Genomic DNA, 18,799 nt, shown 5'->3' on the forward strand with positions numbered 1-18,799 from the left:
ACAAGTGCCGACACCCGTGCAAGTGGCGATGCTCACGCCGCTCAGGTGTGAGGCCCTCTGGACAGATGGGCATCCGCGTCGGATGATCAAATGAGTGCGGTCGGCACCGGATGAGCGCCAAAGTTCGTACACGTGAAGCGTCCGGGTCGCAGCCCCCACGGGGCATACATTCCAAAAACCCCTCGATTAGGAGCAATCGTGGCGCGCGACATCGCGGCTCCCCTGTCCGTGGGCACTGCCCCGACCAACCACCAGGAGCTGGTCTCCTGGGTCACCGAGATCGCCGAGCTGACGCAGCCGGACCGTGTGGTCTGGTGCGACGGCTCCGAGGCCGAGTACGAGCGCCTGTGCGAGGAGCTCGTCGCCAAGGGCACGTTCAAGAAGCTCGACCCGGTCAAGCGCCCGAACTCGTACTACGCGGCCTCCGACCCGAACGACGTCGCGCGCGTCGAGGACCGCACCTTCATCTGCTCCGAGCAGGAGGAGGACGCGGGCCCGACCAACCACTGGAAGGCCCCCGCCGAGATGCGGGAGATCTTCCAGGGCAAGGACGGGCAGGAAGGCATCTTCCGCGGCTCGATGCGCGGCCGCACGATGTACGTCGTGCCCTTCTGCATGGGCCCGGTCGGCTCGCCGCTGTCCGCGATCGGCGTCGAGATCACCGACTCCGCGTACGTCGCCGTCTCCATGCGCACCATGACCCGCATGGGCCAGGCGGTCCTGGACGAGCTCGGCACGGACGGCTTCTTCGTGAAGGCCGTGCACACCCTGGGCGCCCCCCTCCAGGAGGGCGAGGCCGACGTGCCGTGGCCCTGCAACACCACCAAGTACATCTCGCACTTCCCCGAGGACCGCGAGATCTGGTCCTACGGCTCGGGCTACGGCGGCAACGCGCTGCTCGGCAAGAAGTGCTACGCCCTGCGCATCGCCTCCGTCATGGCCCGCGACGAGGGCTGGCTCGCCGAGCACATGCTCATCCTCAAGCTGACCCCGCCGCAGGGCGAGTCGAAGTACGTCGCCGCGGCCTTCCCGAGCGCCTGCGGCAAGACGAACCTCGCCATGCTGGAGCCCACGATCTCCGGCTGGACGGTCGAGACCATCGGCGACGACATCGCCTGGATGCGCTTCGGCGAGGACGGCCGGCTCTACGCGATCAACCCCGAGGCCGGCTTCTTCGGCGTCGCGCCCGGCACCGGTGAGCACACCAACGCCAACGCCATGAAGACCCTGTGGGGCAACTCCGTCTTCACGAACGTCGCGCTCACCGACGACAACGACGTCTGGTGGGAGGGCATGACGGAGGAGACTCCCGCCCACCTCACCGACTGGAAGGGCAACGACTGGACCCCGGAGTCGGGCGTCCCCGCGGCCCACCCGAACGCCCGCTTCACCACGCCCGCCTCGCAGTGCCCGATCATCGCGCCCGAGTGGGAGGACCCCAAGGGCGTGCCGATCTCGGCGATCCTCTTCGGCGGCCGCCGCGCCTCGGCCGTGCCGCTGGTGACGGAGTCCTTCGACTGGCAGCACGGCGTCTTCCTCGGCGCGAACGTGGCGAGCGAGAAGACGGCGGCGGCCGAGGGCAAGGTCGGCGAGCTGCGCCGCGACCCGTTCGCCATGCTGCCGTTCTGCGGCTACAACATGGGCGACTACATGGCCCACTGGGTCAAGGTCGGCGCGGACAAGCCCGACCAGTCCAAGCTCCCGAAGATCTACTACGTGAACTGGTTCCGGAAGAACGCGGACGGCAAGTTCGTGTGGCCCGGATTCGGTGAGAACTCCCGCGTCCTGAAGTGGATCGTGGACCGCCTCGACGGCAGGGCCGAGGGTGTCGAGACCCCCATCGGCATCCTGCCGACGGTCGACTCGCTCGACACCGAGGGCCTCGACCTGGCCAAGGACGACCTGGAGTTCCTGCTCACGGTCGACAAGGAGGTCTGGCGGGAGGAGGCCTCGCTGGTCCCCGAGCACCTGAACACCTTCGGCGACCACGCGCCCAAGGAGCTGTGGGACGAGTACCGCGCGCTGGTGCAGCGCCTCGGCTGACATCCCGCGCATCCCGGACGGGCCCCGCACGACGGCGTGCGGGGCCCGTCCGCGTACATCCGCATCTTGTGCACCTTGCCTTCACATGCCCCACACATGCTTCAATGGCCCCGCACGAGGGCCGGCCGGTCGGCGTCGGGCCTCAAATAGACGTACGGGGGGCACAGTTGAAGAACAGTCAGCGATGGAGACGGGGTACGGGGGCCGCGCTCGCGGTGGTGCTCGGCTCGGCAGGCATGGTGGGCGTGGGGGCGCCCGCCGCGACCGCGGCGACCGCGTCGGACGAGACGGCCAAGCTGCCGATCTCGTCGTTCGCGGCGCTGGTGGTCGACGACGCGCACGAGCGGCTCTACCTCACCGACGGCACCAGGCGCAGCGGCAAGAGCGCGGTCCTCGTCTACAACTTCCAGGGCCAGAAAGTGGGTTCGCTGCCCACCGACGGTCCCGTGTCCGGCCTGGCGCTCAGCGCGGACGGTGCGACCCTGCACGTGTCGCAGAGCAACCGCATGCTGACGTTCGACACGGCGACGCAGGCCCCGACCGGCGCCTCCTACACGTCCTACGACGTCAACTGCGGCCGTGAGCTGGCCGTCGCGGGCGGCAAGACGTACTTCACCGAGACGCCGTACAACGACGCGGACTGCGACAACACCGACAACTACACCACGCTGGACCAGGTCGCGAGCCCCGCTCCGCTCCCCACCGGCTGGGGTGCCCGCGGGCGGCTCCGGCTGGAGTCCGGACCCGGCGCGCCGGACCGGCTCGTGACGGGGCAGGCGGGCGCGGGCGCGGGGACCGACGCGTTCCTCACCACGTTCGACGCGGGCGGCGACAGCCTGGTGCGGGGCCCCTCGCGGCGGTTCGCGGACGCCGAGGGCAAGGGCGCGCTCGACCTCAAGGACATCGCCCAGAGCGCCGACGGCAAGCGGATCGCCGTGGCCGACGCGGCGTACGGCACCCGGCTGCTCGACGCGGGAGACCTCGCGGACGCCCCGGCCGGCTACCAGCCGCTGGCGGAGGGCGCGACCGCTTCGGCGGTGGCGTTCAGCGGCGACGGGAAGTACGTCGCGCGCGGCGCGGTCGCCTCCGGCAGCACGCCGGACCTGCTGATCCAGCCCGCCGACCCGGCCAAGGGCACCACCGCCCTGGAGTTCGCCTTCGAGGACGAGCTCGACGGCCTGCGGGTCGCGCCGCAGGGGCTCGCCTGGGCCAGGGACGGTTCACGGCTCTTCGCGGTCACCTCGGACGGCCACGAGGGTCACTGGCTGCACGTCATCAAGCCGCCCGCCGCGCAGTACGACGCGCGCTTCACCGGCACCCTCGGTACGACGCCCGCGCGGCCCGTCGTCGGTGAACCGCTCGGCATCCGGGGCCGGTTGGAGCTGGACGGGCCCGTGCCCGCGGGGCCCGTGAAGGTGGCCGCGGTCCGCAAGGACACCGGCGGCACCCAGGAGGTGGCGGACGCCAGGGTCGCCGCCGACGGCACCTTCACCGTCCTGGACGTGCCGGACCGCGTCGGCGCGGCGACGTACACGCTGCGGTTCCTCGGCGATGTCACGCACCGGCCCGCCGAGGACGTCACGGTCACGGTCGATGTGGCCAAGGCTCCGACGGCGATCGAACTGACCGCGCCCGCCGAGGCGACCCGCACGGGCGGCGTCGCGATCACCGGCAGGCTCACCGGTCAGGGGCGCGCGCTGCCCTCCGGGATCGACCTGAAGGTGACGCGGACCGACAAGTCCGGTGCCACGGGTGAGCTGACGTCGGCGGCGGTCGCGGCCGACGGCACGTTCAGGATCAAGGACCTGCCGAACAAGCGGGGCAGGACGGTCTACGAGGTGAGCTACGGCGGTGACGCCCTGCACGCGTCCTCGTCCGCGACCGCCACGGTGAAGATCACCGGCTAGCCGCCCACCGCCACCCGGATGAGGCGCCCGGTTCGAAGAGCGCCGTCCGGGTGCGCAGAGCACCGGCCGGGCGACGGGTACCCCCAGCCGTCGCCCCGTTGGTGGCGCCCGGTCCGCGGCCTCGCCGGCCGCGGACCGGGGCCGTTCAGGAGGCGCCGACCAGGCGCGTGGCGTCCGCGTGGGCGTCCATGCGCTCGGCGGCCAGGATCGCCGCCGCGGTGTCGGCACGGGAGGCCGCCACGACCAGGGCGCGGCCCGCGAGGGCGTGGGCGCGCTGGTGGAGGGCGGTGAGGTGGGGTTCGTGGATGGCGCCCGCGACGGCGGAGCGCACGGGAGGCACGCCGCCGCGCACTCGCGCGACCTGGCGTGCGAGGCGCTCGGCGGCGGTGTCCAGTTCGTCGGACGGGGCGAGCGCGCGCAGTTCGTCGGTGACGGCGAGCAGTGCGGCGAGGTGCCCCGCGAGCTGGATGTCCAGCTCCTCCTCGCGGGAGCGGTGCGGGTAGCTCAGGTCGTCGGCCATCGTGTGGACCGACTTGGTGCGGATCGGCTCGTACATGGGATGGCCTCCAACCGGTTGCTTGAAAGCCATCCTAGCTTAGATTCTGTCTAAAGTTGAGTCAGGCCCAAGGGTGTGGGATCGGTGCAGGTCAGGGCTGGCTGTAGCCGTCCAGGAAGTTCCCGATCCGGGTGACCGCCTCCGCGAGGTCCGTCGCGGTCGGCAGCGTCACCACGCGGAAGTGGTCGGGCTCGGTCCAGTTGAAGCCCGTGCCGTGCACGACCATGATCTTCTCGGCCCGCAGCAGGTCGAGGACCATCTGCCGGTCGTCCTTGATCTTGAAGACCTTCGGGTCGAGCCGGGGGAAGAGATAGAGCGACCCCTTCGGCTTCACGCAGGTCACCCCGGGGATCTGCGTGAGCAGGTCGTACGCCGTGTCGCGCTGCTCCAGGAGCCGGCCGCCCGGCAGGACGAGATCGTTGATCGTCTGCCGCCCGCTCAGCGCCGCGACGACGCCGTGCTGGCCCGGCATGTTCGCGCACAGGCGCATGTTGGCGAGGATCGTCAGCCCCTCGATGTACGAGGAGGCGTGCGCCTTGGGGCCCGAGATCGACATCCAGCCGACGCGGTAGCCCGCGACCCGGTACGCCTTCGACATGCCGTTGAAGGTGAGGGTCAGCAGGTCGGGGGCGACGGCGGCGGTCGGGGTGTGGGTCGCGCCGTCGTAAAGGATCTTGTCGTAGATCTCGTCCGAGCAGACCAGGAGGTTGTGGCGGCGCGCGATGTCGGTGAGGCCGCGCAGCATCGCCTCGTCGTAGACGGCGCCGGTCGGGTTGTTCGGGTTGATGATCACGAGCGCCTTGGTGCGGTCGGTGATCTTGCGCTCGATGTCGGCGAGGTCCGGCATCCAGTCCGCCTGCTCGTCACACCGGTAGTGCACGGCGGTGCCGCCGGACAGCGACACGGCCGCGGTCCACAGGGGGTAGTCGGGCGCCGGTACGAGGACCTCGTCGCCGTCGTCGAGCAGGCCCTGCATGGCCATCACGATGAGCTCGGAGACGCCGTTGCCGATGTAGACGTGCTCGACGTCGGTCTCGATGCCCAGGGTCTGGTTGTGCATCACGACCGCGCGACGGGCCGCGAGCAGGCCCTTCGCGTCGCCGTAGCCGTGCGCGTCGCCGACGTTGCGGAGGATGTCCTCCAGGATCTCGGGCGGGCACTCGAAGCCGAAGGCGGCGGGGTTGCCGGTGTTGAGCTTCAGGATGCGGTGTCCGGCCGCCTCCAGCCGCATCGCCTCCTCGAGCACCGGGCCCCGGATCTCGTAACAGACGTTGGAGAGCTTCGTCGACTGGATCACCTGCATGTCGGCGAGCGTACGCGGTCGGGCGGTGGGGGCGCCGTTCCTTTTGCGGTTCGCCGTCCGGGGCGCGGGCGGGGCGGGGGTCCTCCCTGGGCGGGCAGGGGAGGGCCGTGGGGCCTGATGAGCCCCAAAAGTGTTCTGTCAGCGGTCAGTTCTGTCCGTATGCGGTCTTGTCCCGGGGGCCCGGGGGCCTCAACAATGCGCATGACAAAACCGATGTCACTTCGGTCACACCGCCACTCTGAGGGGACCCCCACATGAAGAAGCCTCTCGTCGGTGCGTGCTTCGCCGCCCTGATCCTGGGAGCGACCGCCGCGCCTGCGACAGCCGTCAGCAACGAGAGCCCTGCCCAGCCGAAGGTCCAGGCGGTCAATTTCGCCGGGACCGTCGCACTCAGCAACTGTTCCGGTTCCGTGGTCCGCGTACCCGACTCCAAGCCCGGCGACCCCGCGCTGGTCCTGTCCAACGGCCACTGCCTGGAGAGCGGCTTTCCCGCGCCCGGCCAGGTGATCGTCAACAAGGCGTCGACCCGGAGCTTCACGCTGCTCAACGCCTCGGGCGGCAACGCGGGCACCGTCCGCGCCAGCAAGATCGCGTACGGCACGATGACCGACACCGACATATCGCTCTACCAACTCACCAGCACCTACAGCGACATCGAGAGCCGGTACGGCATCAAGGCGCTGGAGCTGAACAGCGCGCGGCCCCAGCAGGGCCGGGCGATCACCGTCGCCTCCGGGTACTGGAAGAAGCTCTACAAGTGCAACGTCGACGGCTTCGCCTACCGCCTGAAGGAGGGGAGCTGGACCTGGAAGGACTCGGTCCGCTACACCCCCGCCTGCCAGACGATCGGCGGCACCTCGGGCTCGCCGGTGATCGACGACGCGACCGGCAAGGTCGTCGCCGTCAACAACACCGGCAATGAGGACGGCGCCCGCTGCACGGACAACAACCCGTGCGAGGTCGACGAGACCGGCAAGGTCACGGTCCGCAAGGGCATCAACTACGCCCAGCAGACCTACTGGATCGTGCCGTGCGTCGGTGCCGGCAACAAGATCGACCTGAGCCGCGAGGGCTGCGCGCTGCCCAAGCCGGCCGGGGTCAAGTAGCACCGCAGAGCCACTCGGGATTCCCGCCGGGGCCGACGCGCACGTCACGCCGGCCCCGGTCGGACCGACGCGCCCACCCGTATGGCCGTACGGCAAACCTGTCACGGCCGAAGCAGACATGAGCCGGTGCCGTTGGTAGCGTTCCCCCGGTGACCTCCTCGCACGGCCCGGACCGGCTCGATGACGACGACTACCCCGCCTACACGATGGGCCGGGCCGCCGAGCTGATCGGTGCCACCCCCGCCTTCCTCCGGGCCGTCGGCGACGCCCGGCTGATCACCCCGCTGCGCTCCGAGGGCGGCCACCGCCGCTACTCCCGCTACCAGCTGCGCATCGCCTCGCGGGCCCGGGAGCTCGTCGACCAGGGAACCCCGGTCGACGCGGCCTGCCGCATCGTGATCCTGGAGGACCAGCTCGAAGAGGCGCTGCGCCTCAACGAGGAGCTGCGCGGCAAGGGCGGGTCCGGGGCGGCGAGCCGGGCCTGAGCGCGCCGCCCGCGAAGGTCCGCGCCGACCGATGCCGCATATCTGTGACGGCAAATGCAGAGTTTCGCGTGGAGATGGCGTGCCGAGGGTGGTTTATTTTTCGGCGGACGTAGATCGCCGGGGAAAATCATGCACGGATGTCGACGGCGTGCTAGTGTCGAATTCAGTTGCAGTTGTGGTTCCCAGAGACTCCGAGTGCTCCAGTCGACTTAATGTGTCGACAGGGGCACTTTGTATTGCCGGTCATTTCCGGACGGGGTAATCATCGCGGCGACGTGGAGTCCGCACAGTGTGGGCTCCCGGGCACTGCCCCGAAGGAGATATGACATGGCTACTGGCACCGTGAAGTGGTTCAACGCGGAAAAGGGCTTCGGCTTCATCGAGCAGGAGGGCGGCGGCGCCGACGTCTTCGCTCACTACTCGAACATCGCCACCCAGGGCTTCCGTGAGCTGCAGGAGGGCCAGAAGGTGACCTTCGACGTCACGCAGGGCCAGAAGGGCCCGCAGGCCGAGAACATCGTTCCCGCCTGACGCTGACGCGTACTTCGTAGCTGGGGCCCGCACCGTGGGTGCGGGCCCCAGCTCGTTGCGTTTTCGGGGAGAACATCCCCCGAGGGCGCGGTGGTTCGAAGCGGACCATGCCCCGACGCGCGCCGTCGGACGGCGCGCCGCTTTTCAGCCGGCCCCGACGGAATTGCATTCCGGTGGCCGGGATTGTTTTTCATTTCCGGCCGTACCTGCGATTCTCGGCACCGGTCGGTGCCCGGCGAGAATTCCTCGATACGCGCCGCATCGAGGAAGGTTCTCCATGAACCGCTCAAGTCGCACATATACTCGACGCCCCAGGAGTACGGGCCGCAGGCCCGCCGCCCCTCAGGGAGAGTTCGCGCTGCCGGTCACCGTCACCCCGGCCCTGCCGCCCGTCGAGGACTTCGCCGCGCTCGGCCTGCCCGACGGCGTGCTCAAGACCCTCACCGGCCTCGGCGTCACCGCGCCCTTCCCGATCCAGGCGGCCACGCTGCCCAACTCCCTCGCGGGCCGTGACGTCCTCGGCCGCGGGCGCACCGGATCGGGCAAGACCCTCGCCTTCGGCCTCGCGGTGCTCACCCGCACCGCCGGACAGCGCGCCGAGCCGCGCCGCCCGCTGGCCCTCATCCTCGTCCCCACCCGCGAGCTCGCCCAGCAGGTGACGGACGCCCTCACCCCGTACGCCAGGTCGCTGAGGCTGCGCATCGCCACGGTGGTCGGCGGCATGTCGATCGGCCGGCAGGCCGGTGCCCTGCGCGCCGGTGCCGAGGTCGTCGTCGCCACGCCGGGGCGGCTCAAGGACCTCATCGAGCGGCGCGACTGCCGCCTGGACCAGGTCGCGATCACCGTGCTCGACGAGGCCGACCAGATGGCCGACATGGGCTTCCTGCCGCAGGTCACCGAGCTCCTGGACCAGGTGCGGCCCGACGGCCAGCGGATGCTGTTCTCGGCCACCCTCGACCGCAACGTCGACCTCCTGGTGCGCCGCTACCTCAGCGACCCCGTCGTCCACTCCGTCGACCCGTCCGCGGGCGCGGTCACCACGATGGAACACCACGTGCTGCACGTGCACGGCGCCGACAAGTACGCCACCACGACGGAGATCGCCGCCCGCGACGGCCGGGTGATCCTCTTCCTCGACACCAAGCACGCGGTCGACCGGCTCACCACGCACCTGCTCGGCAGCGGGGTGCGGGCGGCGGCGCTGCACGGCGGCAAGTCCCAGCCCCAGCGCACGCGTACGCTGGCGCAGTTCAAGTCCGGCCAGGTCACCGCACTCGTCGCCACGAACGTCGCGGCGCGCGGCATCCACGTCGACGACCTCGACCTCGTCGTCAACGTCGACCCGCCCGCCGACCACAAGGACTACCTGCACCGCGGTGGGCGCACCGCCCGCGCCGGTGGCTCGGGCAGCGTCGTCACGCTGGTCACCTCCGCGCAGCGGCGCGACATGAACCGACTGATGATCGCCGCGGGCATCCGGCCGCACACCGCTCAAGTGCGCTCCGGCGAGGCGGAGTTGGCGCGGATCACCGGCGCGCAGGCCCCCTCGGGTATCCCCGTGACCATCCCGGCGCCGCCGAAGGAGCCCTCCTCGCGGGGCGGCTCCTCGCGGGGCGGCTCCGGAGCGCGTGGGCGCCGCCCCCGCGACGGCCGCGCCCGCCGCGCCTACGCGGCGCGCACCCGGCCCGACGCAGCCTGACCCCGGGGCCGGCCCGCGCCGGCCCCGCGCCCCGTTGGACCCATCGGCCCTCTCCCTCTGTGAGGCACCATGCGCTGTGTCATCGCCCGCTTCCCCTTCGACCTGTTCAAGAACGAGGTGGAGCAGGTCATGAAGGGCGTCAAGCCCGAGCCGGTCACGGGCGAGTCCGTGATCATCGGCCGCCGTCACTACCCCGTCAAGCAGGTGGGCGAAGTGATCACACGGCAGGACCGCCGTGACTTCTCGGCGCGCGAGGTGACCAGGGCGCTGACGGGCCTCGGCTTCACCTGCCGCTCCGCCCCGGCCCCGGCCGCCCCCGAGCCGGCCCCTGCGGCCTGGCCCACGTCCGTCGTCTAGGACGAGGGCCGCGAGGAGTGGCGGTCCGGCCGGTTCACCGGTCGCACCACCGCTCGATGGCGCCGAGCCCGCCCCCGGGTGGGGCGCCGCGCCTGGGGCGCCTCTTCGCCCTCAGCCGCCCGATTCGCCCGACAGGCCCCGCTCCGCCCCGGCGGGCGGGGCCTTCGTGTGCGGCTTCGCGCGGGGTGGTCTCCGTGCCGCCAGTGCCGTCGCTCCCGGCAGCCAGCCCAGGGCCACGCCCCACAGCGCGCCGAACACCGCCCCGGTCAGGGGCAGCAGCAGCCAGCCCCAGGTGCCCGCCTCCGTCATGCGGGCCGCCACCATGCCGCGCCACGCGCCCGCCGGTGCCGCGCCCGCGATGAGTGCCGTCCAGCCCGCCAGCAGGCGGCGCAAGCGGCCCGCTTCGGGGCGCAGGCGCAGGTGGCGGCGCATGCGCGCGGCGGCCGTCGCGATCAGGAGCAGGGCCGCGAAGTTCTCGCAGAGCTGCCAGGACCAGGCCGTCGCGCCGAGCGGTGTCGCCCGCAGGCCCGGCAGCGCGAAGGGCACGCCGAGCGCGCTCGGTACGACCGACAGGCCCGCCCGCGCGGTGAACGCGGTCAGCAGGGTGGTGCTGCCGTGTGCCAGGACCAGCAGCAGACAGACGCCGGCCACCACCACCGTGGCGTCCGTGCGCGCCCGCACCGCGTCGATCGTCGTCCGCATGGCGGGCCACTGTAGGGCGGTCCCGCCGTCGCGGACAGGGGGTGCGGCCGGAAAAAGTGAACAATGCTCATGTCTGTTGCCGCGGGGGTCCCGCGATCTACCATCCCCGCCATGAACTCCCTTCCGGCACGGCGCACTTGGGCGGTGGGCGGGATCGTGCTCGCCGTCGCGGCGGCGCTGCTGGTCGCCGTCGGCCCCGAGGGCGCCGGTGCCGGGCGCGCCGACACCGCGAGCGGGCACCGCTGGATCACCGACCGGCAGGGGCGCGCGCTGGTCCTGCGCGGCCTGTCCACGGCGAGCAGCGCCAAGGCGGCCCCGGACGGCATGCCGTGGATCGAGGAGAAGGACGTCGCCCGCGAACGCCGTGACCTCGGCACGAACTTCGTCCGCTTCCTCCTCCAGTGGCGCAACGTCGAGCCGGCCCCGGGCGCGTACGACAGGACGTATCTGCGGCGTGTCGCCGAGCGCGTGCGGTGGTACGGCGAGCGCGGCTACCACGTGCTGCTCGACCTGCATCAGGACCTGTACGGGCCGCGGGTCGGGGGGAACGGCGCCCCGGCCTGGGCCACGGAGACGGACGGGCTGACGTCCGCCGCCACCGACCCCGGGGAGCTCGGCTACGCCGAACCCGGGACCGTCCGCGCCTTCGACCGTTTCTGGGGGACGGTCGAAGGCGGCGGGCGCGATCTGCGCGGGCACTACGTCGGCGCCCTGCGGGAGGTCGCCCGGTACTTCGCCGACGACGACACCGTCATCGGCTACGACCTGATGAACGAGCCGTGGGGAGGCAGCGTGCAGGGCCCCGCCTTCGAGGCGGGACCGCTCGCCCGCCTCTACCAGGACGGCATCGACGCCATCCGCACCGTCGACCGCGACCACTGGCTCTTCGTCGAACCCTCCGCGATCGGCTCCAACTGGGGCTTCGGCAACGGGCTTCCGCGCCTGGACGACCCGCGCGGCGACGGCGACGAGGCCCGCATCGCGTACGCGCCCCACCTCTACCCCCTGCCGATGGACCTCGGCGGCGGCTACACCGGGGACACCAAGGGGCAGGTCGACGCGTCCCTGCGGGCCTGGCGCGCGCAGACGGAGAAGACCGCGCGGCGGCTCGGGGCGCCCGTCGTCATCGGCGAGTTCGGGCTCGACGTGGGGCTGCCCGGTGCCATGAAGTACGTGGAGAAGGTGCAGCGCACGGCCGACGAGATGGGCGCGGGCTTCGCCTACTGGTCCAACGACCCCGGCCCCTGGTCGCCGTGGGACGCCGACATGAGGCCGACCGCGCTGCTGCCCGTGCTCGACCGGCCCTACCCGCGCGCCATCGCCGGGGATCCGGTCGCCTTCCGGTGGGACCCGGCGGACCGCGCGCTGACGGTGAGCTGGCGCGGCCGGGCGGGCGTGCGGGGCGGCACGGAGCTCCACCTGCCCGCGAGGCACTTCCCCGAAGGCGGCCGGATCAGCGGCGGGAAACAGGACTCTTGGGACCCCAAGTCCCGTATTCTCACGGTCGTTTCACGACCTGGCGCGAACTCTGTCCGCATCACGCCGCGTGGGTGAAATGCAAGAGTTCCCACCCCTTGTCCGGCTGCACAGGGACCCCAAGAATGCCCCTGACATCCGCACGACAGGCGTACGTCACAAGGGGGGCTCCACAGAATGGGAAAGATGAGAAGCGCGGTCACGGGCGGTCTGCTCGCTCTCGCGCTGGCCGCGGCCGGCGCGACCCCCGCGCTCGCGGGGAACACCGAGCCGGCCCAGCCGTCCCGGCAGGCGACGGGCCAGACCAAGCCGGTCGACTTCGCGGGCACGGTGGCGCTCAGCAACTGTTCCGGCTCGGTCGTCCGCACGCCCAAGTCCCGGCCTGACGACCCGGCGCTCGTCCTCACCAACGGCCACTGCATCGAGACCGGTTTCCCCGGCGCCGGTGAGGTCATCGTCGACCAGCCGTCCACCCGTACCTTCAAGCTGCTCGACGCGAAGGCGAACGAGGTCGCCACGCTCAAGGCGTCCAAGGTGTCGTACGCGACGATGACGGACACCGACGTCACCCTCTACCAACTCACCAGCAGCTACCGGGACATCACCAAGAAGTACGGCATCAAGCCGCTGGTCCTCGAGGATGACCACCCGGTGAAGGGGCGCGCCGTCACGGTCGTCTCCGGTTACTGGAAGAAGACCTACAGCTGCAACATCGACGGGTTCGTGTACCGCATGAAGGAGGGGGAGTGGACCTGGAAGGACTCCGTGCGCTACACCCCCGACTGCCAGACCATCGGCGGCACCTCGGGCTCGCCCGTCATCGACAGGAAGACCGGCAGGGTCACCGCGGTCAACAACACGGGCAACGAGGACGGCGAGCGCTGCACCGTCAACAACCCCTGTGAGATCGACCGGAAGGGCAGGGTGACCGTCCGCCAGGGCATCAACTACGCCCAGGAGACGTACGGGATCGTCCCCTGCGTCACCCGCCACAGCAGGATCGACCTGGACCGGCCGGGGTGCAGGCTGCCCCAGCCGGCCGGTCAGCGGTAACCAGGAGGCGCGTTCAGGGAGTCCGGCGCACGGCGCGTCCCGCGAGGACGTCCGTGCGCCGGCCGTCCCGCATCACGAACCGGCCGTCGATCAGGACGTGCGGAATGCCGGTGGGCAGGGTGCGGGGAGCCTCGAACGTGGAGCCCGCCGCGACCGTCTCCGGGTCGAAGAGGACCAGGTCGGCGCGGTAGCCCTCGCGGACCAGGCCCCGGTCGGCCAGGCGCAGGCGGGCGGCGGGGCGCGAGGTGAGGTGCGCGACGGTCTCCTCCATCGACATGATGCCCAGCTCCCGCGCGTAGCGCCCGAGGTACTGCGGGAACGTGCCGTATGCGCGCGGGTGCGGCTTGAAGCCCTGCAGAATGCCGTCGCTGCCGCCCGTGTGCACACGGTGCCGCATGATCGCCCGGACGTTCTCCTCGTGCCCGACGTGCTGGAGGATCGTCGAACCGAGGTTGTCGTTGATCAGGAGCCGGCGCGCCGTGATCCACGGCTCCTCGCCGCGCTGGGCGGCGGACTGGGCGATGGTCTTGCCGACGCAGGAGGCGAGCCCCGGGTCGCTCACGCCCGAGACCTCGATCGCGTCCCACTCGATGGGCACGCCGTGGCAGCCGTCGGCGCCGATCACCTCCATGTGGTGGCGGATCTTCTCCGCCGTCTCCTCGTCCTTGAGGCGGCCGAGGATCGCGTCGGGCCCGCCCTCGCCGGCCCAGCTGGGCAGCATCGCGACGAGGGTCGTGCAACCCGGTGTGTACGGGTACGTGTCGAGGGTGATGTCGGCGCCGCCGGCCAGGGCGTCGTCGAGGAGGGCCAGCAGGTCCGGCGCCTTGCCCTTGTTCACGCCGAAGTTCATGGTCGCGTGGGCGAGGTGGAGGGGACAGTTCGCGATGCGCGTGAGGTTCACCATCTCCTCGTACGCCTGCAGGGCGCCGGCGCCGTAGCTGCGGTGGTGGGGGCAGTAGTAGCCCTGGTGGGCGGCGACGACCTTGCAGAGCTCGGTGAGCTCCGAGTCGTCCGCGTACATGCCCGGCGTGTAGGTGAGCCCCGACGACATGCCGACGGCGCCCTCCCGCATCCCCTCCGCGACGAGCTGCTTCATGCGGGCGGTCTCGGCGTCGGTGGCCGGCCGGTCGTCCCAGCCCAGGGCGTACATGCGGACGGTGCCCTGGGGGATGAGGTAGGCGGCGTTCACCGCGATGCCGTGGCCGCCGTGGGCGCTGTCGAGCGCGTCCAGGTAACCGCCGACCGTGCGCCACGTGAAGTCGATGTCGCTGCCGTCGCCGTTCCAGCCGGTGATGGCCTGGCGGACCTGGGTGAGCGTGCGGTCGTCCACGGGGGCGTAGGACAGGCCGTCCTGGCCGATGACCTCCAGGGTGACGCCCTGGGCGGCCTTCGCGCTGTGGTCCGGGTCCCTGAGCAGCGCGAGGTCGCTGTGCGCGTGCATGTCGATGAAGCCCGGTGCGAGGGCGAGGCCCTGGGCGTCCAGGTTCGCCTGCCCCGTCGGGCGGGGGCCCGGGTCGCCCTCCCGGTGGATGGCGGTGACTCTGCCCTCGTGTACGCCGACGTCCGCGCGGTACGAGGCACCTCCGGTGCCGTCTATGACGCTCGCGTCCCGGATCACCAGGTCCATGGGGGTGCCTCATTTCTTCTTGCTTCAGGCCGTGTGGTGCACCCGGCCTCCGGCCGGATCTTGTGTCTCATCCGCACCACCCGTGCGGCTCTCGTCGCCGGGTGCGGGCGGTGAGCGGGCGGGTGGGAGGGATCCGCCGCGCGGCGGCGGTGCGGGGAACCGTCCCAGGCCCCCGGGTCAGAAGTACGTGCGGATGTAGTCCACGACCGTCCCGTCCCCCTCGACCAGCGGAATCAGCTGCCACTTGTCGAACGCCGTGCACGGGTGCGAGAGGCCCATGCCCAGCCAGTCGCCGACCGCGAGGTCCGCCTCCGGTGTGGTGCGGAGCCAGCCGTGCTGGTCGGAGAGCCCGGTCACCGTCACGCCCGTCGCGTCCCGCTCGACGCCGTCGCGCCGTACGACCTGCGCCTCGGGCAGGTCCAGGTCGTAGGCCGCGTCCCGCTTCCCGGCGTTGGTGAAGGCCTGTTCCCCGGAGGGGCGGGAGACGACCTGCGCCCAGAGCCGGAACGCGGGCTCCAGCGCACCCTCCTGCGGCACCCGGTTGAACGGCGTCAGGTGCTTGTAGTGGCCGTCGTCGTGCGAGACGTACGCGCCGGAGCGCAGCAACTTCAGTACGGGCCGGGACAGTTCGGGGATCTCCGCGAAGACCGCGGCCACCGCGTCGAACCACGCGCTGCCGCCCGCGCTGACCACGACCTCCGGCAGGTCCGCGAACCGGCCGGACTTGTCGAACTCGACGAGCAGCGCGACGAGGCGGCGCAGCCATGCCGTGACCGTCTCGGTGGACGCGTCCGGCACCTCGCCCTCGTACCCGGCGATGCCCACGAGCCGCAGCGTGTCGGCGCTCGCGACGGTGTTGGCGATCTCGAAGCACTCCGCCTCGGTGCGGACGCCGGTGCGCGCGCCGTCGCCCGCGGCCAGCTCCACCACGACGTCCACGGGTCGGCTCGCGCCGGCCTCGCTGAGCGCGGCGTGCATCAGCTCGACGCCGCGTACGGAGTCGACGTAGCAGATGAAGCGGAAGGAGGGGTCCGCGTCGAGGTCGCGGGCGAGCGCGCGCAGTGCCGCCGCGTCGACGAGTTCGTTGGCGAGGAAGATCCGCGGGACGCCGAACTCGCGTGCCACGCGCACTTGGTGGGGGACCGCGAGCGTGACGCCCCACGCGCCGCGTGCCAGCTGGCGGGTGAAGAGCTGCGGGGCCATCGACGTCTTGCCGTGCGGCGCGAAGGCCAGGCCGTGGCGCTCGGAGTACGTCTCCATGAGGGCGAGGTTGTGGTCGAGGCGCTCGGCGGAGAGGGCGAGGACGGGGGTGGTGAAGCCGCCCGTGAAGAGGTTCCTGCGCTGGGCCGCGAGCTCGCCGACGGTGAGTCCCTCCGCGTCCGGGGGCAGACCCTTGAAGCGGTGGTCCACCCGCTCCTGAGCGAGCCCGGCGAGCCGCTCGGCGGCTGAATCGGCGGGACGTTCGACGGCGTTGTCGGCGGCCATGGGCGCCTCCTCCAGGAGTGCGTTGCATCATGTGCAACAGTCATTGCGTATGTCGCTTACTGCTGTCTAACATCCGAGCCAACGCCGGGTCAACGGATCCGGAGAGTCGGTTGAGGGGCTGGAAGATCGTGACCGCACAGGCAGCCGCACGGGCGGCCGCACAGGCAGCAGTGGACGTCGTGGCACTCGGCGAATCCATGGTCACCTTCCTGCCCGCACGCCCAGGACGCCTCGCCGACGTGCCCTCCTTCGACCGGGGGATCGGCGGCGCCGAGTCGAACGTCGCCTGCGCGCTCGCCGCCGCGGGACACACCGCCCGCTGGGTCAGCCGCGTCGGCGACGACGGCTTCGGCGACCACCTGGTCGAGACGATCGCCCGCTACGGCGTGGACACCACCGCCGTCGGCCGGGACCCGCACCGCCCCACCGGCATCTACTTCCGCACCGCCGACGACCGCGACACCGACTCCCACGAGGTCGTCTACTACCGCGCGGGCTCCGCCGCCTCCGCCATGGCACGCGGCTCCGTGGACGAGGACGCCCTCGCCGCCGGCCGCGTCCTGCACCTGTCCGGCATCACGCCCGCCCTCTCCGCCGACTGCCTGGCCCTCGTGCGCCACCTCTGCACCCGGCGCGCCGGCCGCTCCCCGCTCGTCTCCTTCGACGTCAACCACCGCCCGGGGCTGTGGAGGGACGCGGCGGACGGGCCCGGCGTCCTCCTCGACCTCGCCCGCGGCGCCGACCTCGTCTTCGTCGGCGAGGACGAGGCGGCGGCGGCCTGGGGCGTGCGGGGCGGCGCGGACGCCATCAGGGCCGCCCTGCCCGAGCCCGGCACGCTCGTCGTCAAGCAGGGCAGCCGCGGCGCCACCGTCTACGCCCACGGCGAAGATCCCGTCTTCCAGCCCGCCCTGCGCGTGGACGTCGTCGCGCCGGTCGGCGCCGGCGACGCCTTCGCCGCCGGTTTCCTCTCCGCCACCCTGCGAGGCCTGCCCGTCGCGCACCGGCTGCGCCACGGCCACCTCATGGCCGCGGCCGCGCTCACCGTCCCGGGCGACCTCGCCACGCCCCCTGCCCGCGCACACGCCGACCGCCTCGCCGCCCTGGACGACACCGCCTGGGAGACACTTCGTCTCGGCCCCGGCTGGACGCTCGACGTCCCGGACACCGAGGCCGAGGAGGAGGTACGTACCCCATGAGCCAGACCGTCGACCGCGCGCTGTCGATCCTGCCGCTGCTCGCCGAGGGCCCCGCCGACCTGGGCCAGGTCGCCGACCGGCTCGGCGTCCACAAGTCCACGGCGCTCCGGCTCCTGCGCACCCTCCACGAGCACGGCCTGGTCTTCCGCCAGTCCGACCAGCGCTACCGGCTCGGGGCGCGCCTCTTCGCGCTCGCCCAGGAGGCCGTCGAGAATCTCGACGTGCGCGAGATCGCCCACCCCCACCTCCTCGCCCTCAACGAGAAGTGCGGCCACACGGTCCACCTCGCCGTCTACGAGGAGCAGGAAGTCCTCTACATCGACAAGGTCGAGAGCCGCTACCCGGTGCGGATGTACTCCCGCATCGGCAAGCCGGTGGCGATCACCGTCGCCGCCGTCGCCAAGCTGCTGCTCTCCGACTTCCCGGAGGCCGAGCGCCGCGCCATCGCGGAGAAGCTCGACTACCCCACCTACACGTCCCGTTCGACGCCGAACGCCGCCGCGTTCCTCAAGGAGCTGGCGGCCGTGCGCGAACAGGGCTGGGCCACCGACCTCGGTGGCCACGAGGAGTCCATCAACTGCATCGGGGCCCCCATCCGCGGTGCGGACGGGCGCGTCGTCGCCGCCATGTCGGTCTCCGCACCGAATGTCGTCGTCACCGCCGAGGAACTCCTCACCCTGCTCCCGCTGGTCCGCCGCACGGCGGAAGCCATCAGCCGGGAGTACTCAGGCAACGCCCCACTGAAGGAAGCAAGTTCATGACCGAGAAGACCGCGCTCACCCCGGCCACCCACACCACCCCGCCCGCGAAGTTCTCCCACGGCGTGAAGAAGGGCAACATCCTTCAGGTCGCCGGGCAGGTCGGCTTCCTTCCCGCCGAGGAGGGCAAGGCCCCCACCCCCGCGGGCCCGACCCTGCGCGAGCAGACCCTGCAGACGTTCGCCAACGTCAAGGCGATCCTCGAAGAGGGCGGCGCCACCTGGGACGACGTGATGATGATGCGCGTCTACCTCACGGACGTCGACCACTTCGCCGAGATGAACGAGATCTACAACGCGTACTTCGAGGAGCAGGGCCTGAAGGCCCCGGCCTCCGCCCGCACCACCGTCTACGTGGGCCTGCCCAAGGGCCTGCTCATCGAGATCGACGCGCTCGCCGTCCTGAGCTGACGCCGCCCGTCCCCTGATCTCTCCCCCGCAAGCCGTACGTCGTCACGGCGCGGCGCACCTCCCGCAGGAGGCGCCGCGCCGCGATACCTCCTGCCCCGAAAGCCC

Annotated in this window: 17 protein-coding genes; 12 read left to right on the forward strand and 5 right to left on the reverse strand. The window is 71.5% G+C overall.

Going from position 1 to position 18,799, the window contains the following annotated elements; translation table 11 throughout:
- The first annotated feature begins 198 nt into the window (after window positions 1-198).
- Entirely contained in the window at window positions 199-2,043 is a 1,845-nt protein-coding gene (locus ACZ592_RS06890; protein ID WP_471580436.1) for a phosphoenolpyruvate carboxykinase (GTP), read from the forward strand.
- A 167-nt stretch (window positions 2,044-2,210) separates the two neighbouring features.
- Entirely contained in the window at window positions 2,211-3,950 is a 1,740-nt protein-coding gene (locus ACZ592_RS06895) for an Ig-like domain repeat protein (RefSeq protein WP_471580437.1), read from the forward strand.
- Window positions 3,951-4,095: 145 nt separating this feature from the next.
- On the opposite strand, the gene ACZ592_RS06900 is transcribed toward ACZ592_RS06895, so the two are convergent.
- Together ACZ592_RS06900 and ACZ592_RS06905 are read right to left on the reverse strand one after the other, a co-directional pair.
- Window positions 4,096-4,506, reverse strand: a complete 411-nt coding sequence (locus ACZ592_RS06900; RefSeq protein ID WP_471580438.1) for an SCO4983 family protein — start codon at window positions 4,504-4,506, stop codon at window positions 4,096-4,098.
- A 91-nt stretch (window positions 4,507-4,597) separates the two neighbouring features.
- Complete coding sequence (locus ACZ592_RS06905; RefSeq protein ID WP_471580439.1) at window positions 4,598-5,809, reverse strand: pyridoxal phosphate-dependent aminotransferase; 1,212 nt, start codon at window positions 5,807-5,809, stop codon at window positions 4,598-4,600.
- A 254-nt stretch (window positions 5,810-6,063) separates the two neighbouring features.
- Here ACZ592_RS06905 and ACZ592_RS06910 point away from each other — a divergent pair, with 254 nt between their 5' ends.
- The 5 genes from ACZ592_RS06910 to ACZ592_RS06930 all read left to right on the forward strand — a co-directional run bounded on the left by ACZ592_RS06910 (window position 6,064) and on the right by ACZ592_RS06930 (window position 9,987).
- Window positions 6,064-6,915: a S1 family peptidase gene (locus ACZ592_RS06910; protein ID WP_471580440.1), complete on the forward strand. Its 852-nt coding sequence runs from the start codon at window positions 6,064-6,066 to the stop codon at window positions 6,913-6,915.
- A 206-nt stretch (window positions 6,916-7,121) separates the two neighbouring features.
- Window positions 7,122-7,400 (forward strand): MerR family transcriptional regulator, encoded by a 279-nt coding sequence (locus ACZ592_RS06915; protein ID WP_471580731.1) that lies wholly within the window; start codon window positions 7,122-7,124, stop codon window positions 7,398-7,400.
- Between the two features lie 327 nt (window positions 7,401-7,727).
- Complete coding sequence (locus tag ACZ592_RS06920) at window positions 7,728-7,931, forward strand: cold-shock protein (RefSeq protein ID WP_030788646.1); 204 nt, start codon at window positions 7,728-7,730, stop codon at window positions 7,929-7,931.
- Between the two features lie 277 nt (window positions 7,932-8,208).
- Window positions 8,209-9,630, forward strand: coding sequence for a DEAD/DEAH box helicase (locus tag ACZ592_RS06925; RefSeq protein WP_471580441.1), 1,422 nt, complete (start codon window positions 8,209-8,211; stop codon window positions 9,628-9,630).
- Window positions 9,631-9,699: 69 nt separating this feature from the next.
- Window positions 9,700-9,987, forward strand: coding sequence for an SCO5918 family protein (locus ACZ592_RS06930; protein WP_471580442.1), 288 nt, complete (start codon window positions 9,700-9,702; stop codon window positions 9,985-9,987).
- A 111-nt stretch (window positions 9,988-10,098) separates the two neighbouring features.
- On the opposite strand, the gene ACZ592_RS06935 is transcribed toward ACZ592_RS06930, so the two are convergent.
- Complete coding sequence (locus tag ACZ592_RS06935; protein WP_471580443.1) at window positions 10,099-10,689, reverse strand: hypothetical protein; 591 nt, start codon at window positions 10,687-10,689, stop codon at window positions 10,099-10,101.
- Window positions 10,690-10,800: 111 nt separating this feature from the next.
- Here ACZ592_RS06935 and ACZ592_RS06940 point away from each other — a divergent pair, with 111 nt between their 5' ends.
- Window positions 10,801-12,243, forward strand: coding sequence for a cellulase family glycosylhydrolase (locus ACZ592_RS06940; RefSeq protein WP_471580444.1), 1,443 nt, complete (start codon window positions 10,801-10,803; stop codon window positions 12,241-12,243).
- A 108-nt stretch (window positions 12,244-12,351) separates the two neighbouring features.
- A complete protein-coding gene (locus ACZ592_RS06945) occupies window positions 12,352-13,218 on the forward strand; it encodes a trypsin-like serine peptidase (protein WP_471580732.1) in 867 nt (288 codons plus the stop codon).
- 13 nt (window positions 13,219-13,231) lie between these two features.
- Here the strand turns inward: ACZ592_RS06945 and ACZ592_RS06950 are convergent, their stop codons facing one another.
- Together ACZ592_RS06950 and ACZ592_RS06955 are read right to left on the reverse strand one after the other, a co-directional pair.
- Entirely contained in the window at window positions 13,232-14,845 is a 1,614-nt protein-coding gene (locus tag ACZ592_RS06950; RefSeq protein WP_471580445.1) for an N-acyl-D-amino-acid deacylase family protein, read from the reverse strand.
- 177 nt (window positions 14,846-15,022) lie between these two features.
- A complete protein-coding gene (locus tag ACZ592_RS06955) occupies window positions 15,023-16,330 on the reverse strand; it encodes an alanine racemase (protein ID WP_471580446.1) in 1,308 nt (435 codons plus the stop codon).
- Window positions 16,331-16,527: 197 nt separating this feature from the next.
- Here ACZ592_RS06955 and ACZ592_RS06960 point away from each other — a divergent pair, with 197 nt between their 5' ends.
- The 3 genes from ACZ592_RS06960 to ACZ592_RS06970 are packed head-to-tail and all read left to right on the forward strand — an operon-like array spanning window position 16,528 to window position 18,694.
- Complete coding sequence (locus tag ACZ592_RS06960; RefSeq protein ID WP_471580733.1) at window positions 16,528-17,526, forward strand: sugar kinase; 999 nt, start codon at window positions 16,528-16,530, stop codon at window positions 17,524-17,526.
- Window positions 17,523-18,287, forward strand: coding sequence for an IclR family transcriptional regulator (locus ACZ592_RS06965; protein ID WP_471580447.1), 765 nt, complete (start codon window positions 17,523-17,525; stop codon window positions 18,285-18,287). Before ACZ592_RS06960 ends, ACZ592_RS06965 begins: the two co-directional genes overlap by 4 nt.
- Complete coding sequence (locus ACZ592_RS06970; protein WP_361055398.1) at window positions 18,284-18,694, forward strand: RidA family protein; 411 nt, start codon at window positions 18,284-18,286, stop codon at window positions 18,692-18,694. The genes ACZ592_RS06965 and ACZ592_RS06970 overlap by 4 nt, the downstream gene beginning before the upstream one ends.
- Window positions 18,695-18,799: the final 105 nt, after the last annotated feature.

This window comes from Streptomyces sp. NPDC040622, from assembly GCF_055593965.1.

Excerpts from the sequence above, each read along its gene's own strand:
- ACZ592_RS06900 (WP_471580438.1), bottom strand. The coding sequence starts at position 4,506 with ATGTACGAGCCGATCCGCACCAAGTCGGTCCACACGATGGCCGACGAC.
- ACZ592_RS06905 (WP_471580439.1), bottom strand. The coding sequence starts at position 5,809 with ATGCAGGTGATCCAGTCGACGAAGCTCTCCAACGTCTGTTACGAGATC.
- ACZ592_RS06910 (WP_471580440.1), top strand. The coding sequence starts at position 6,064 with ATGAAGAAGCCTCTCGTCGGTGCGTGCTTCGCCGCCCTGATCCTGGGA.
- ACZ592_RS06915 (WP_471580731.1), top strand. The coding sequence starts at position 7,122 with ATGGGCCGGGCCGCCGAGCTGATCGGTGCCACCCCCGCCTTCCTCCGG.
- ACZ592_RS06920 (WP_030788646.1), top strand. The coding sequence starts at position 7,728 with ATGGCTACTGGCACCGTGAAGTGGTTCAACGCGGAAAAGGGCTTCGGC.
- ACZ592_RS06925 (WP_471580441.1), top strand. The coding sequence starts at position 8,209 with ATGAACCGCTCAAGTCGCACATATACTCGACGCCCCAGGAGTACGGGC.
- ACZ592_RS06930 (WP_471580442.1), top strand. The coding sequence starts at position 9,700 with ATGCGCTGTGTCATCGCCCGCTTCCCCTTCGACCTGTTCAAGAACGAG.
- ACZ592_RS06935 (WP_471580443.1), bottom strand. The coding sequence starts at position 10,689 with ATGCGGACGACGATCGACGCGGTGCGGGCGCGCACGGACGCCACGGTG.
- ACZ592_RS06940 (WP_471580444.1), top strand. The coding sequence starts at position 10,801 with ATGAACTCCCTTCCGGCACGGCGCACTTGGGCGGTGGGCGGGATCGTG.
- ACZ592_RS06945 (WP_471580732.1), top strand. The coding sequence starts at position 12,352 with ATGAGAAGCGCGGTCACGGGCGGTCTGCTCGCTCTCGCGCTGGCCGCG.
- ACZ592_RS06950 (WP_471580445.1), bottom strand. The coding sequence starts at position 14,845 with ATGGACCTGGTGATCCGGGACGCGAGCGTCATAGACGGCACCGGAGGT.
- ACZ592_RS06955 (WP_471580446.1), bottom strand. The coding sequence starts at position 16,330 with ATGGCCGCCGACAACGCCGTCGAACGTCCCGCCGATTCAGCCGCCGAG.
- ACZ592_RS06960 (WP_471580733.1), top strand. The coding sequence starts at position 16,528 with ATGGTCACCTTCCTGCCCGCACGCCCAGGACGCCTCGCCGACGTGCCC.
- ACZ592_RS06965 (WP_471580447.1), top strand. The coding sequence starts at position 17,523 with ATGAGCCAGACCGTCGACCGCGCGCTGTCGATCCTGCCGCTGCTCGCC.
- ACZ592_RS06970 (WP_361055398.1), top strand. The coding sequence starts at position 18,284 with ATGACCGAGAAGACCGCGCTCACCCCGGCCACCCACACCACCCCGCCC.